Genomic DNA, 13957 nt, shown 5'->3' with positions numbered 1-13957 from the left:
CGCGGCCCAAAGGCCGCAGCAGCTTAGAAGCTGACGCTCAGCGAACCAACGACGGTGTCGTCGGTGAAGCCCGAAATGTCCTTCAGCGGCGCATCGGCTTCGACGCCGACATAGCTGACACCCAGCGAGACATTGCCCAGCACGGTCAGCGAAGCGCCGATCGAGTAGTCCCAAGCCTTGCTGTTGGCGGTGTAGGTCATGGCGCCATCGGTGTAGCCGACATGCCCGGTCACGGTGATCGGGGTCGACGGAATGCCGATCGACGCATCAGCCGAGAGGTAGAGGTTGTCGTCGGGCAGGCCGACGCCGAAGTCCAGCGAGTCCTGGCTCGGAGCGTAGGCAACGCCCAAGGTCAGGGCGAGCGGGCCGACGGTCGGCTTCAGCTTGGCGTAGAGTTCAAAAACGTCAGCCGGATCGACGGTGTTCGACGGATAGAGGTAGTAGGTTGCGCCGACATCGACACCAAGGCCGTCGGTCACTTCACCGGCCCAACCGGCGAAAAGGTCGAGTTCCATTTCGCCGTAGGCGGGGCTGTCAGCGAGCGAGGAAGCCCAGGTACCGACGTAGAAACCGGGAGCGGTATTCAGCGTGATGCCGCCCTGGATGGCCGGATCACCGCCCGACAGGCCAACGCCGCGGAAACGATAGTCGGTCACCAGTGCAACATTGCCGGTCACGGTGACGATGGGGGTTTCTTCGTCCTGCGCCATGGCGGGAGTAGCCGCCAGCGCGGCACCGGCGAGAACAGAAGCAGCCAGAAGGCTGCGAACGGACGTAAGCATGGCAAGTTCCCTTATAACTTGGTTTTCAGCCTCGTCCCACCTGCGTAAACTGCGGTCGCATCGTTAAGTGTGCATACCTGCAGTTTGCGTAATTAACTTGCCCAGCCATGCTGCATCGCACAAGGCATATTGCCGAGTGTCACATATAATTCGCACTACTGTGGATTTTCAGCATCACCTGTTCCACATGACCCCTCGATTCGACACTCAAGCGTAGTGCCGCTTGCGGTCAACGAAGTGGGCCTTACATCGTCGCCAGCACCATGATTGAAGTATTGCGCAGATTCTTTCCCCTCCCCGTCGGGAACAAGGAACCTTCGGTTCCTGTGGGGGAGCGTGTCTATGCGGTGGGCGACATACACGGGCGACTGGACCTGTTCGAAGCGTTGATCGATGCCATCGAGCGGGACGATGCCAATGGCCGCCCGCTGCGCAGCACCGTGATCCTGCTGGGCGATCTGATCGACCGCGGCCCCGACAGCGCTGGAGTGATCGCCCGCGCACGCGAATGGGGCAAGGCGCGCAAGCTCCACATACTGGCCGGCAATCACGAGGAAATGTTCCTCGAAAGCCTGAAGCGCCCCGATGTGCTACGCCACTTCCTGCGCTTCGGCGGGCGCGAGACCTTGCTGAGCTATGGCATCCAGCCGCGCGCGCGCACCAAGTCGGAACTGGCCGCGCTGCAGGATCTGATGGCGCATTACATCCCCGCCGAAGACCTGGATTTCATCCGGTCCTTCGAGGAACTGGTGGTGATCGGCAATTATGCCTTCGTTCATGCCGGAATCCTTCCCGGCGTTCCGCTCAAGCAGCAGCAGGGGCAGGACATGCGCTGGATTCGCGAACCGTTCCTTTCGCATGAAGATTTGCACACCCATGTGGTGGTTCATGGCCACACCATCACCGAACGCGCGGTAGTACGCCCCAACCGCATCGGCATCGATACCGGGGCCTTCAATTCCGGCCGCCTGACCGCGCTGGTACTGGAAGGCGCCGGGCGGCGCCTGATCCAGACCAAGGTCAAGAAGAAGAAGGGCATCGTCACGCTCGACAAGCCCGCTGAAATGGAAACCCCGGCCGAAGCGAAGGCACAGGCTGAGGCGGATGCGCAGGCGCGGAGACGGCCCCGCAGCGAGGACGAGTAAGGCGAGCCAGCTTTCGGGCCGATGCGCCCATTTGCCGCAGTCCACTTATATCCGTTCGTCCTTCGACAGGCTCAGACAGGCTCAGGACGAACGGAGGCTGAAAGATGGGTTCGGCAACTGAGCATCCCGGCCCTCATAGGCAGAAAGTTTACCACCGGCGATTAAACATGGCTCCTCACAGGAGGGATGGCTGTGATGCAAGCGCAGGCCGCGGGGTCAGCTCAGGAACAGCAGGCTTTGGCCGGAGTTTTCTCCGGATCGCGGCCCCTTGCCAGCATCGCCGGTGATTCTGCCCTGCTGCGGGACTGGGAACGGCTCGAAAGCTGCGCACCCCTGCCCACACAGGCCCATGCCTTCGTAGCCGCCCTGGCAGTCACGCTTCTGGCGGAGACCGCAATCGAGATTTTCACCGCGCCCGGCCTTGAGGGGATCGGCGCACTGCTGCCCCTCTGCCGCGCACCCGGCCACTTTACCGCCTGGCGCATGGCCGGCGCGCGCGAAGTATTCGAGCCGATTGACGCCCTGTGCGAAAGTGCCGCCGCCGCGCGAGGGATGGCAGATCGCCTGGCCAGCCAGCCCCGCGCGCTGTGGTTCGAGCGGGTACCCGCCGAATCCCCTCTGATCCCGGCCATGAAAGAGGCGATGAAGGGCAAGGGCGTGCTTTCCGTCCGTCCTGCCGTCCCCTGCCCCATGATTGCCCTGGATGAGAGTTGGCACGAACCCGAAGGCCGCTTCAACTCTGGCCGCCGTTCCGACTTCCGCCGGGCTGCGCGCAAGGCGGAGCAGATGGGCAAGCTGAGCTATCAGGTGATCTCGCCCACGCCGGACAGTTTCGATGCCCTGTTCGACGAAGCAGTGGCGGTGGAACTGTGCAGCTGGAAGAAGGAGGCAGGAACCGCCATCGCATCCCAGCGCGCAAAGGAGGATTTCTTCCGCACCTATTTCCGGGCAGCCTGTGCCAACGGCGAATTCCGCCTCTCCTTCCTGCGTATCGACGGACGGGCAGCGGCGATGCAGATGGCCGTGGTGCGCGGCGGCCGCTACTGGCTGTTCAAGATCGGCTTTGACGAGGCCTATTGCAAATGCTCGCCCGGCACCTTGCTGATGCTCCACACGCTCGGCTGGGCCGCGCGGGAAGGGCTGGAATCCTATGAGCTGATGGGCGGCGTCGAACCCTGGATCGCCGAATTCTGGACCCGGGACCAGCATGAGACGATGCAGCTGCGCGCCTATCCCTTCAGCCTCGTGGGCATGGGTGCGCTGCTGATCGAGGCAAGCCGGTGGCTCGGCAGGCGAGTAGCGCGGGCCGTGCAATGACATTCTCGCTTCGTGCCGGCGCGCGCCATATACGCTACGCCTTGCCCCGCCATCTCGGCCGCCTGCTGCCCACATCCCATGCGGAGCATGTCGCGCGGCTGGGAGCCCGCTTGAACCGCAGGGGGTGCGCGGTCACGGTGGGCTATTTCCACGCGGACGATGCGGAACCCGAAGCCATCGCTGCGGCGAATATTGCGGCTGCCCGCTTGCTGGGCGCACAGGGCGGCAGCAGCTACCTCTCGCTCAAGGCCCCACCCTTGCGGTTCGACCATGCGCTGATCGCTGCGATTGCCAAGGAGGCAGAGGCCACCGGTATCGACCTGCTGCTGGATGCCCATGCTCTCAAGGATGCCGATGCCACGCTGAGCCTGGCCGCGGACCTGCCGGGCACGGGCATTGCCCTGCCTGCCCGCTGGCAGCGCAGCGCCGGCGACGCGGTGCACTTCCGCAACAGGCCCGCCCGCATCCGCATCGTGAAAGGCGAATGGGCAGATCCGCAAGGCGACGTGCCGGACGTTGCCAAGGCCTATCTCGCGCTTGTCCGCAGCCTGGCCGGACGCAAGGCGCCGGTAGCAATCGCCACTCACGATCCCGCTCTGGCCGAAGCAGCATTGTCGGCGCTGGAACAGGCCGGCACACCGTGCGAGCTGGAGCAATTGCGCGGGTTGCCCCGCCGCCGCTCCATGGCCGTCGCCCAGCGCATGGGAGTGCCGGTGCGGCTCTATCTGCCCTTCGGGCCTGGCTGGTGGCCCTACGCGCTCAACAGCCCGCTGGCACGGCCGCATCTGCCGCTATGGGCGGCACGGGATCTGCTGGGCCTGAAGTAAAATGCCAGGGGGCCTGTAAGCCGGGTTCTGTATCACGGACGGTATCCGAAAACCGGACCGTATCCGCAATGGCAGCCATTCATCTTGGCCACGGATCGCTCCGTGGCTCGAGCAACCAACCCGGGCAACTCGGCTCGAAACCAGCCTGCCCCGGACGAATCCGGGGCGCGTTGCCCCTATTCGGTCTTGCTCCGGGTGGGGTTTGCCATGCGGACCCTGTTACCAGCGCCCCGGTGCGCTTTTACCGCACCCTTTCACCCTTGCCTGTGAGGTCTCCCTCCATCGGCGGTATACTCTCTGTGGCACTTTCCCTGAGCTTGGGGGCCGAAACCCTTCGCCCGGCGGGCGTTACCCGCCACCCTTGTTTCGTGGAGCCCGGACTTTCCTCGACGCATAAACGCCGCGGCTGCCCGGCCCCCTGGCAGACCCTATCTAGTCAAGCCGCGGTCACGATCCAAGAGCAAAGCGAACAGGATCGCGCCCAGTTCCCCATCTATCTCGCCATCGATCCGGCGTGGGCGCCAGCGCCGCTGGAACGCCCGCACCGCCGCGCGGCCATCGGAGATGTCATAGCCGAAGCGTTCCAGCCCCAGCATGAAGGCCCCGTCATTCTCGAAGGGGGAGCCCAGCGTCACCTTGGGCGTCTTGAGCACGAGATGGAGCGAGGCCAGCGTTTCCCAGTCGAACAATTCGCCTGGATCGTCCTTGCGGGCAGGCGCAATGTCCGAATGGCCGACAATATTGGCGCGCGGAATGTCATGGCGCGCCTTGATGTCGGCCAGCAACGGGATCAGCGCGCCCATCTGCTCTTCCGTAAAAGGCCGGTAGCCCCATTCATGGCCGGGATTGACCAGTTCAATCCCGATACTGGCGGAATTCACGTCGGTGATCCCGCGCCACAGACTGCGCCCGGCATGCCAGGCGCGCTTCTCCTCCGGCACCAGACGGAAGACGGTGCCGTCCTCCTCGATCATGTAATGGGCGGAAACCTCCGCTGCCGGATCGCACATCCGCTCCAGCGCCTCGGCCCCGGTGCGCATGCCGGTGTAATGGAGCACCACCATGGAGATGGGCAGCTTGCGCTCGTTCCAATTGGGAGAAGGCGCCTCGCGATCGACGAATTCATTGTCGCTCACCCCACGCGCTCCCCGCCCGACCCTGAAACAGAAATCAACCTTGCGGCAGCACCGCGCCCAGCACCAGCGCATCCTCGCCCAGTGCATATTGCACCCCGCCGCCTGCCTGGCTGGCGAGCAAATGCATCATATGGGCGGGCGCGGTGCGGCTGGAGAGATCCTGTGGCGGCAGCGTGCCGTTCAGGGCCCGCCCGATATTCTCGTCAAAGGCGATGCGTGGGCCAGTGGCGCGCACCGCGATCTCGCTGGCGCGGCCATTCACTTCCGCGCCGATATCCAGCGTGCCGCCGCGCACCAGTGCGTCCATCCCGATGGAGGCGAGGTTCAGCAGCATCTTCACTGCCGGCTTGGGCAACACGGGTTCGCGCACTGCCCAGTTCAGTGTAATGCGCCCGCTTCCGCCCGCCAGCGCGGCGATCACCTGCCGCGCCTCGCCAACGTCCACCCGCTCGCCAAAGCCGCCCGCCGCCCCGAAGGCGAGGCGGAAGAACTTGAGCTTGTCAGCACTGATCTTCGCGCTCTGTTCGAGCAGTTCGAAGCAACGAGCCCGCATCTCGGGGTCTTTTTCTTCCGCCAGCAATTCCAACCCGTTCGACAGCGCCCCAACCGGGCTCAGCATGTCATGGCACAGGCGCGAACAAAGCAGGCTGGCTAGGTCGATGGGGGAAGTGGTCATGTTCAGGTTCAGGCTCGATCAGCTGAAGGATATTACACGTGTTACACAGTCATGGGACTATAGCCCATGACCCTTTAACCATGCCCTAGCAGGCCCGGGCGGCCGGCGGAATCCCCGGTGGAAAGAAAGGCAGGCAGACGGTGCATGGGCCGGGACTACGCCTCCACCAGCCTGTAGCAAAGCGGTTCGAACCCATCCGGGTGATCCACCCAGAAACGCACCACGCCCTGCCCGGCTATGGCCCATACCTTCCCGTCCCCCGCAGCCTGCTCCCGATCCGTGGCTGAAGGTTCCGCCGGCCCGCAGGGGTGCGAATGATAAAAGCCGATCAGTTGCGGCCCGCCGTTTCGCACGGCGCGATAGGCCGCGATCAGCGCGACCGGATCGATCTCGAAATGGCGCGCCTTGTCCTGCGCGACATTCTGGGTCGGGCGCGCTTCGGTGACGCGGCGATCATTGCCCAGCAGCAAGCCGCAGGCCTCCTCCGGCGCGGCACGAGCAGCCTCGGCCATGATGGCTTCCAGAGCCGGACGCACAATCTCCAGCCCGACGTCACTGTAAGGATCAGATGGCTTCGACATGGTTCCTGAACCAGTCCGCCAATTCATCCTCGCTCAGTTCCCCGGCGGCGAGGGAGAGCACCGCAACCACAAGTTCAGCATCAGTCGCAACGAGAGCATAGCCGTTGAGCATCAGGAAGGTTTCGCTGATAACCGCTGCGGTCCGCTTGTTCCCGTCGGCAAACGGATGGTTTCGCACAATGCCGAAGGCATAGGCCGCAGCCAGCTGCGCCGCATCCGGATCACCATAGCTTGCCAGATTTTGGGCCCGGTGCATTGCGCTTTCCAGAGCGCCGGCATCGCGCACACCATCGGCTCCGCCATGCTCGGCCAATTGCTCGGCATGCCCCGCCAGGGCTACTTCGCTGGCAATCCATATCCATCCTTGCGACATGCGATCTACTTGGCGAGTTCGCGCAAAGCTCGTTTGCGTCGCGCCATAACTTCCCTTGCCGCTGCCATCTGTGCCTCGAAATCCGGCTCTTCCGCAGACAGCTCGATTCCGCGCGGCGTCGTCACCAGTGACAGTGTTTCGCCTACCTCGGCGTTGAGATGCGACAGCACTTCCTTGGGCAGGATGATCCCTGCGGAATTGCCGATTTTCTTGATTTTGAGCGAGGTGTTCATACGTGTGTTATAACGCCTCGCCATCGCCACAACAAGACTGTCGCGCCGCCCCTACCCGCCTTGATATGAGCCCTTGGAATAGCCCCGCCCCATCCCCATATCGCACGGGCATGGGGGCCGAGAACATCATTACCGGCGTGCTGGAAGCAGGCGGCGAGCGGCTGGACAAGGCGCTGAGCGCGGCCAGCGGGCTTTCGCGCGAACGGGTCAAGGCCCTGATCGGCGAAGGGCGCGTCAGCCTGGGAGGCAAGCCCGCTACCAGTGCCTCCGCCAAGCCGACAGCAGGTACAAGCTGGTCAATCGATGTCCCCCCCGCTGCCGAGGCAGAGGCCCGGCCTCAGGACATTCCGTTAACGGTAATTTTCGAGGACGAGCACCTGATCGTGATCGACAAGCCCGCCGGGCTGGTAGTCCATCCGGCCGCCGGCAATCCCGACGGCACGCTGGTCAACGCCCTGCTCCATCATTGTCGGGGCCAGCTTTCCGGCATTGGCGGAGTCGCCCGTCCGGGTATCGTCCACCGAATCGACAAGGACACGTCCGGCCTGCTGGTGGTGGCCAAGAGTGACGCCGCTCATATCGGCCTTGCCGAGCAATTCGCGGATCATTCCATCGAGCGCGCTTATCTGGCTTTAGTGGCGGGCCATCCTCGCCCCCTTTCCGGCACGGTGAATGCGCGGATCGGGCGATCCGATTCGAATCGCAAGAAGATGGCCGTGCTGGCCGACGAATCCAGCCGGGGCAAGCATGCCACAACGCATTACAAGGTTCTGAAAGAACTTGATAATTCGGCGCTGGTCGAATGTCGGCTGGAGACGGGGCGCACCCATCAGGTGCGCGTTCACATGGCGTCAATCGGCCATGCCCTATTGGGGGATCCTGTCTATGGCCGAACTCCCGCCCCCTTGCGCCCCCTTCTCAAACGGCTCGGTTTCGAGCGTCAGGCGCTGCACGCGGCGGTACTCGGCTTTGAACATCCGGTAACCAGAAAAACTTTGCGGTTCGAAAGTGATTTACCGGCAGATATGAGGGAACTGATCGACGAAACCACTCGTTGATATCGACGAAATGCAGGAGTTTCCTGCTTTCATCCCCTATATAAGGGGAACGGGGGGCAAGTGGCCGTGCTCCCTTTTGGACGCCCAGCAGGGGTCCGCAAAATATCGGTCGACACTGTGAAAGGTATGGGAAAGTGAGCAATCAGAAGATCGGCAAAACGAGGGCTCTTGCCGTTCCCGCTCTGAGCGGGGAACAGAGCCTCAATCGTTATCTAGCCGAAATCAAGAAGTTCCCGGTGCTGACGCCCGAGCAGGAATATATGCTCGCGAAGCGCTATCAGGAACATGAGGATCCCGAAGCTGCCGCGCAGCTCGTGACCAGCCATTTGCGGCTCGTGGCCAAGATCGCCATGGGCTATCGCGGCTATGGCCTCCCTCTGTCCGACCTCATCAGCGAAGGCAATGTCGGCCTGATGCAGGGCGTGAAGAAGTTCGAGGCCGATCGCGGTTTCCGCCTAGCGACTTATGCCATGTGGTGGATCAAGGCCAGCATGCAGGAATTCATCCTGCGCAGCTGGAGCCTGGTGAAGATCGGCACCACGGCCGCGCAGAAGAAGCTGTTCTTCAACCTGCGCCGCATGAAGCGCAACCTCGACGCCTATGAAGATTCCGACCTGCGTCCGGAAGACGTCGCCAAGATCGCCCATGATCTCGGCGTGGCCGAGCAGGAAGTGATCAACATGAACCGGCGCATGATGATGGGCGGCGATGCCTCGCTCAACGTCTCCATGCGCAATGACGAGGAAGGCTCCGGCCAGTGGCAGGACTTCCTGGCGGACGACACCCCGCTGCAGGACGAGCAGGTGGCCGAAGCAGAAGAAGCCAAGATGCGGCATGAAATGCTGACCGAGGCCATGGACAGCCTCAACGAGCGTGAGAAGCACATCCTGACCGAGCGGCGCCTGGTGGATAATCCCCGGACGCTGGAAGAACTCAGCCAGGAATATGACGTCAGCCGCGAACGCATCCGCCAGATCGAGGTGCGGGCCTTCGAAAAGCTTCAGAAGGCCATGCAGCGCATTGCAGGAGAGCGGCTGCTGGCTGCGGCCTGATCTCGTCATTGCGAGAGGCGAAACCTCGAAGCAATCCAGAGCCCCGGACGCAACGGCCCTGGATTGCTTCGCTTCGCTCGCAATGACGTTTCCCCCCATTCCCTCTCGCCACCAACCTCGCTAAACGAAACGCATGGCCGTTCGGATCATGCGCTTTCTCGTCATGGTTTTTGTGTGGTTCCTCGTGCTGAGCGTGGGGCTGGTGCTGATTTACCGTATCGTGCCGCCGCCGGTGACGGCGACCATGATTCTCGACGGCAATGGCATCACCAAGGATTGGGAGCCGCTTTCCCGCATAGACCGCAACATGGTTTCCGCCGTGATCGCGGCGGAGGACGGCAAGTTCTGCAGCCATAACGGCTTCGACAAGGAAGCGATCGAGAAGGCCATCCAGCGCAATGCCAGAGGCGGGCGCATCCGCGGCGGCTCCACCATCAGCCAGCAGACCGCCAAGAACGTGTTCCTGTGGCAGGGCGGCGGCTATTTCCGCAAAGGGCTGGAAGCCTGGTTTACGGTGCTGATCGAGAGCGTGTGGGGCAAGCGCCGGATCATGGAAGTCTATCTCAACGTCGCAGAGACGGGGATCGGCACCTATGGCGTGGAAGCAGGCGCGCAGCGTTATTTCAACCATTCCGCCGCGCGCCTCTCTCGCGTGGAAGCCGCCCGCATCGCAGCGGCCCTGCCCCTGCCCAAGGAAAGGGCGGTAGTGAACCCCACAGGCTTCACCCGCCGCTATGGCAATACGATCGCCGCCCGGATCGGCACGGTCAGGCGTGACGGCTTCGATTCCTGTGTGTACGACTGAGCGCCATGGGCGCAAATCACTCGCATAATCACTCGCACAGTCCCTTGCACGGCCACGCCAGCGGGCACAGCCATGGCCACGCACCGGGACATGGCCACAGCCATGCCCCCGCCGACTTCGGACGCGCCTTTGCCATCGGCGTAGTGCTGAACAGCATTTTCGTGGCTGTGGAGGCCATCTACGGCTTCTTCTCGGGATCGATGGCGCTGGTTGCCGATGCGGGCCACAATCTGTCTGACGTGCTGAGCCTGCTTATCGCCTGGGCCGCCAGCATCATGGCTGCCCGCCCGGCCTCCGCCCGTTTCACCTGGGGCTTCAAGTCCAGCTCAATCCTGGCCGCCCTCGCCAATGCGGGGCTGCTGCTCGTGGCAATCGGTGCGATCCTGATCGAAACGCTGCGCCGCTTCGTGGAGCCTGCCGAAGTGCAAGGCACCACCATGATCGTGGTCGCCGGGATCGGCGTGGTGATCAACACTGCCACGGCCCTGCTGTTCATGCGCGGGCGCAAGCATGACATCAATATTCGCGGCGCCTTCCTTCACATGGCGGCGGACGCACTGGTTTCCGTGGGCGTAGTGATGGCGGGCATCCTGATCGTGCTGACCGGCAAGAGCTGGATCGACCCCCTCACCAGCTTGGTGATCGTGGCCGTGATCGCCTGGGGTACGTGGGGCCTGCTGAAGGACAGCGTGAAGATGGGCCTACTGGCGGTGCCGGACCGAATCGACGAGGCCGAAGTGCGCGGCTGGCTGGCCTCGCTGCCCGGCGTCAGCGCGGTCCACGATCTCCATATCTGGCCGATGAGCACCACCGAAACCGCCTTCACTGCCCATCTGGTGATGCCATCCGGCCATCCGGGCGACGCCTTCCTCAACGAAATCGCCCATGAGCTGGACGAACGCTGGCACATCCACCACGCCACCGTGCAGGTGGAAACCGGCGAAAACTGCACTCTGCATGCGGGAGCAATATGACGACAAAGGAGGGAGGCTGCGCCTGCGGGGCGGTGCGTTACGAAGTGCGGGGAGACCCGATCTTCGTCAATAATTGCCACTGTACCCTGTGCCAGCGGCAGACCGGATCGACCTCGGTGGTCAACGCCTTCTTCGAAAGCGAGCAGATCACCCTGACACAGGGCGAGCTTGGCGAATATGTGGTGACAGCCGGCAGCGGCGGCCCGCACAGGATCTGCCGCTGCCCGCAATGTGGCACTGCCATACTGAGCTATTACCCCCGTCTCGGCCGGCTGGGCGCAGGGCTGCGTGTCGGCACGCTGGACGATCCCGGCGCGTTCCGGCCCGATGCCGTGATCTTCACTGCCAGTGCCATGCCATGGGTCAGTTTCCCGGAAGGCATCCCCACCTTCGAACAGAGCTACGCCCCGGCAGACATCCTGCCGCCCGAAAGGCTCGCACGGCTGATGGCCATGGTGGAACGACGCAAGGCCGGGGAAGGCTGACAACCCCTCCACTCCCGCCTGCGGCGGCGGTCCCCCTCCCCATTGCTCTGCAACGGGGAGGATCGTGGAGTGCTTAGCTAGCCTTTCCGCTCAAACGCGACGTATCGTTCGACCTCAGGCTGTGACAGCTGGAGGAACCACTCCACATCGAAGCCGCCCAGGAATTCCAGCTTGCGGATCAGCTCATCCCAGTGGGACAGCCTTTCATGCGCGGAGATCACGCCCTGACGGGTCGTGATGTCGCAGCATAGCACATCACGCCTGCGTTCATGGCGCTTGTAGAATTCGACCCGTAGAACGCTGGTGAGTTTGAAGGGCGGCATTTATGCCGCCTCATCTTCCTTCTTTTCCGGCCCGATAACGCGGACCGGTTCCTTGCGGCCTTCGACCACGTCCTTGTCGACCACCACTTCGGTCACCCCGCCTTCCATGCCCGGAAGATCGAACATGGTATCCAGCAGGATGCCTTCCACGATGGAACGCAGGCCGCGTGCGCCGGTCTTGCGCTTGATCGCCTTTTCCGCGACCGCCACCAGCGCCTCGTCCGTGAAGGTCAGCTTCACGTCCTCGAGCTCGAACAGCTTCTGGTACTGCTTCACCAGCGCGTTCTTGGGCTCCTTGAGGATCTGCACCAGCGCGGGAACGTCCAGATCGTTCAGCGTGGCGATCACCGGCAGACGGCCGACGAATTCGGGGATCAGGCCGAACTTCAGCAGATCTTCCGGCTCGCTCATCTGGAGCAATTCGCCCACTTTGCGCTTTTCCGGATCGGCGACATGCGCGCCGAAGCCAATCGAGCGCTTCTCCAGGCGGTCGGCAATGATCTTGTCGAGCCCGGCAAAGGCACCGCCACAGATGAACAGGATATTGGTCGTGTCCACCTGCAGGAATTCCTGCTGCGGATGCTTGCGCCCACCCTGCGGCGGCACGGATGCCGTGGTGCCTTCCATCAGCTTGAGTAGTGCCTGCTGCACGCCCTCGCCCGAAACGTCGCGCGTGATGGAGGGATTTTCCGCCTTGCGGGTGATCTTGTCGATCTCGTCAATATAGACGATGCCCTGCTGCGCCTTCTCGACATTATAGTCGCTCGCCTGCAGCAGCTTGAGGATGATGTTCTCCACATCCTCGCCCACGTAGCCGGCCTCGGTCAGCGTAGTGGCGTCCGCCATGGTGAAGGGCACGTCGAAAGTGCGCGCCAGCGTCTGTGCCAGCAGCGTCTTGCCCGAACCGGTGGGGCCAACGAGCAGGATGTTCGACTTGGCCAGCTCCACATCGCCCGACTTGCCGCTGTGCTTCAGGCGCTTGTAATGGTTGTGGACCGCCACGGAGAGGACACGCTTGGCGCGATCCTGCCCGATCACATAATCGTTGAGCGTGGCGAAGATTTCCCGCGGCGTAGGCACGCCGCCATCCTTCTTGCCGGCGATGCCCGCCTTGGTTTCTTCACGGATGATGTCATTGCACAGCTCCACGCATTCATCACAGATGAACACCGTGGGCCCGGCAATGAGCTTGCGCACCTCATGCTGCGACTTTCCGCAGAAGCTGCAGTAAAGGGTGCTCTTGGAGTCGGAACCGCTCAACTTGGTCATTCTTTCTTTCCCGATCCCCCGGTTCAGCTAGCCCTGAAACTGCGACAAAGCCAAGAGGGATTCGCTTCCAAGTGTAACCCGGAAGTCTTGATAATCAATGCAACCCGCCCGCGCAGCCCCGGTTGTAGACGGCCAAAGCGGGAGGGTTGCCAAAATGATACAGCCTTGCAGCCCGTGGTTCTGACGGCCCGGCCTTATTCAGGCGCGCCGCCCGAACCGCTTTCATCGCCGGTGGCTTCGGTTTCGGGACGGGTCTCGAACACCTTGTCCACAAGGCCGAATTTCAGCGCTTCATCGGCCTCAAGGAAAGTATCGCGATCCAGCGCCTTCTCGATCGCATCGAGCGGCTGGCCGGTATATTTCACATAGAGATCGTTCATCCGCGAACGGATGCGCAGGATTTCCTTGGCCTGGATTTCGATATCCGAAGCCATGCCGCGCGCGCCGCCCGAAGGCTGGTGGATCATGATCCGCGCATTGGGCAGTGCGATGCGCATGCCCGGCTCGCCCGCGCAGAGCAGGAAGCTGCCCATCGACGCGGCTTGCCCGATGCAGACCGTGCTGACGCGCGGCTTGATGTATTGCATCGTGTCATGGATCGCCATGCCGGCCGTAACCACGCCGCCGGGCGAGTTGATATACATGCTGATCGGCTTGGAAGGATTTTCGCTCTCAAGGAACAGCAGCTGGGCCACGATGAGCGAGGCCATGTTGTCTTCCACCTGACCGGTGACGAACACGATGCGTTCGCGCAGCAGGCGGCTGAAAATGTCGAAGCTGCGTTCGCCCCGGCTGGTCTGTTCGACCACGACGGGAACCAGCGCGCCGGTGAACGGATCGCGAGTGAACTGGCCCTGAGTGCCGTAGGTTTCGCCGATATTGCCGAACAGGTCGATCATGAATGCCTCACAAGCTGGAACT

Annotated in this window: 17 protein-coding genes and 1 other RNA gene; 8 read left to right on the top strand and 10 right to left on the bottom strand. The window is 62.8% G+C overall.

The features are described 5' to 3' along the window. Positions 1-23: 23 nt before the first annotated feature. Positions 24-782: a TorF family putative porin gene (locus H0274_RS13095; protein ID WP_226795942.1), complete on the bottom strand. Its 759-nt coding sequence runs from the start codon at positions 780-782 to the stop codon at positions 24-26. 326 nt (positions 783-1108) lie between these two features. Between H0274_RS13095 and H0274_RS13090 the strand changes: the two genes are divergently transcribed. The 3 genes from H0274_RS13090 to H0274_RS13080 all read left to right on the top strand — a co-directional run bounded on the left by H0274_RS13090 (position 1109) and on the right by H0274_RS13080 (position 4071). After that, positions 1109-1927 (top strand): metallophosphoesterase family protein, encoded by an 819-nt coding sequence (locus H0274_RS13090; RefSeq protein ID WP_319018265.1) that lies wholly within the window; start codon positions 1109-1111, stop codon positions 1925-1927. A gap of 195 nt (positions 1928-2122) precedes the next feature. After that, entirely contained in the window at positions 2123-3244 is a 1122-nt protein-coding gene (locus H0274_RS13085) for a GNAT family N-acetyltransferase (protein ID WP_226795940.1), read from the top strand. Continuing rightward, positions 3241-4071: a proline dehydrogenase family protein gene (locus tag H0274_RS13080; RefSeq protein ID WP_226795939.1), complete on the top strand. Its 831-nt coding sequence runs from the start codon at positions 3241-3243 to the stop codon at positions 4069-4071. Before H0274_RS13085 ends, H0274_RS13080 begins: the two co-directional genes overlap by 4 nt. Here H0274_RS13080 and rnpB read toward each other — a convergent pair. The 6 genes from rnpB to H0274_RS13050 all read right to left on the bottom strand — a co-directional run bounded on the left by rnpB (position 4072) and on the right by H0274_RS13050 (position 7070). Further along, positions 4072-4493, bottom strand: an RNA gene (rnpB, locus tag H0274_RS13075) — RNase P RNA component class A. A gap of 6 nt (positions 4494-4499) precedes the next feature. Continuing rightward, positions 4500-5135, bottom strand: a complete 636-nt coding sequence (locus H0274_RS13070; RefSeq protein ID WP_226796160.1) for an N-acetylmuramoyl-L-alanine amidase — start codon at positions 5133-5135, stop codon at positions 4500-4502. A 106-nt stretch (positions 5136-5241) separates the two neighbouring features. Next, positions 5242-5883, bottom strand: coding sequence for a histidine phosphotransferase family protein (locus H0274_RS13065; protein ID WP_226795938.1), 642 nt, complete (start codon positions 5881-5883; stop codon positions 5242-5244). A 155-nt stretch (positions 5884-6038) separates the two neighbouring features. Beyond that, positions 6039-6464 carry a M67 family metallopeptidase gene (locus H0274_RS13060; RefSeq protein WP_226795937.1) on the bottom strand — a complete coding sequence of 142 codons (426 nt, stop codon included), beginning with the start codon at positions 6462-6464 and terminating at the stop codon, positions 6039-6041. Next, complete coding sequence (locus H0274_RS13055) at positions 6448-6837, bottom strand: type II toxin-antitoxin system death-on-curing family toxin (protein ID WP_226795936.1); 390 nt, start codon at positions 6835-6837, stop codon at positions 6448-6450. Before H0274_RS13055 ends, H0274_RS13060 begins: the two co-directional genes overlap by 17 nt. Before the next feature lie 5 nt (positions 6838-6842). Continuing rightward, the gene (locus H0274_RS13050; protein ID WP_226795935.1) at positions 6843-7070 is read right to left on the bottom strand and encodes an AbrB/MazE/SpoVT family DNA-binding domain-containing protein; all 228 of its coding nucleotides are present in this window, start codon (positions 7068-7070) and stop codon (positions 6843-6845) included. Positions 7071-7180: 110 nt separating this feature from the next. Between H0274_RS13050 and H0274_RS13045 the strand changes: the two genes are divergently transcribed. The 5 genes from H0274_RS13045 to H0274_RS13025 all read left to right on the top strand — a co-directional run bounded on the left by H0274_RS13045 (position 7181) and on the right by H0274_RS13025 (position 11444). Continuing rightward, positions 7181-8128 (top strand): RluA family pseudouridine synthase, encoded by a 948-nt coding sequence (locus tag H0274_RS13045; protein ID WP_226795934.1) that lies wholly within the window; start codon positions 7181-7183, stop codon positions 8126-8128. A 134-nt stretch (positions 8129-8262) separates the two neighbouring features. Then, entirely contained in the window at positions 8263-9180 is a 918-nt protein-coding gene (rpoH, locus tag H0274_RS13040) for an RNA polymerase sigma factor RpoH (protein WP_226795933.1), read from the top strand. 133 nt (positions 9181-9313) lie between these two features. Further along, positions 9314-9985, top strand: coding sequence for a monofunctional biosynthetic peptidoglycan transglycosylase (mtgA, locus tag H0274_RS13035; protein ID WP_226795932.1), 672 nt, complete (start codon positions 9314-9316; stop codon positions 9983-9985). A 5-nt stretch (positions 9986-9990) separates the two neighbouring features. Continuing rightward, positions 9991-10959 carry a cation diffusion facilitator family transporter gene (locus tag H0274_RS13030; protein ID WP_226795931.1) on the top strand — a complete coding sequence of 323 codons (969 nt, stop codon included), beginning with the start codon at positions 9991-9993 and terminating at the stop codon, positions 10957-10959. Then, the gene (locus tag H0274_RS13025) at positions 10956-11444 is read left to right on the top strand and encodes a GFA family protein (protein WP_226795930.1); all 489 of its coding nucleotides are present in this window, start codon (positions 10956-10958) and stop codon (positions 11442-11444) included. Before H0274_RS13030 ends, H0274_RS13025 begins: the two co-directional genes overlap by 4 nt. 77 nt (positions 11445-11521) lie before the next feature. On the opposite strand, the gene H0274_RS13020 is transcribed toward H0274_RS13025, so the two are convergent. The 3 genes from H0274_RS13020 to H0274_RS13010 all read right to left on the bottom strand — a co-directional run bounded on the left by H0274_RS13020 (position 11522) and on the right by H0274_RS13010 (position 13935). Continuing rightward, positions 11522-11767 (bottom strand): hypothetical protein, encoded by a 246-nt coding sequence (locus tag H0274_RS13020; protein ID WP_226795929.1) that lies wholly within the window; start codon positions 11765-11767, stop codon positions 11522-11524. After that, entirely contained in the window at positions 11768-13036 is a 1269-nt protein-coding gene (gene clpX / locus H0274_RS13015; protein WP_226795928.1) for an ATP-dependent Clp protease ATP-binding subunit ClpX, read from the bottom strand. 194 nt (positions 13037-13230) lie between these two features. Then, positions 13231-13935: an ATP-dependent Clp protease proteolytic subunit gene (locus H0274_RS13010; protein ID WP_226795927.1), complete on the bottom strand. Its 705-nt coding sequence runs from the start codon at positions 13933-13935 to the stop codon at positions 13231-13233. Between the last annotated feature and the right edge of the window lie 22 nt (positions 13936-13957).

It is taken from the genome of Fulverythrobacter ferritrahens, assembly GCF_020539485.1.
Taxonomy (GTDB): Bacteria; Pseudomonadota; Alphaproteobacteria; order Sphingomonadales; family Sphingomonadaceae; genus Andeanibacterium; species Andeanibacterium ferritrahens.
This window is presented reverse-complemented; position numbering and strand designations above follow the sequence as displayed.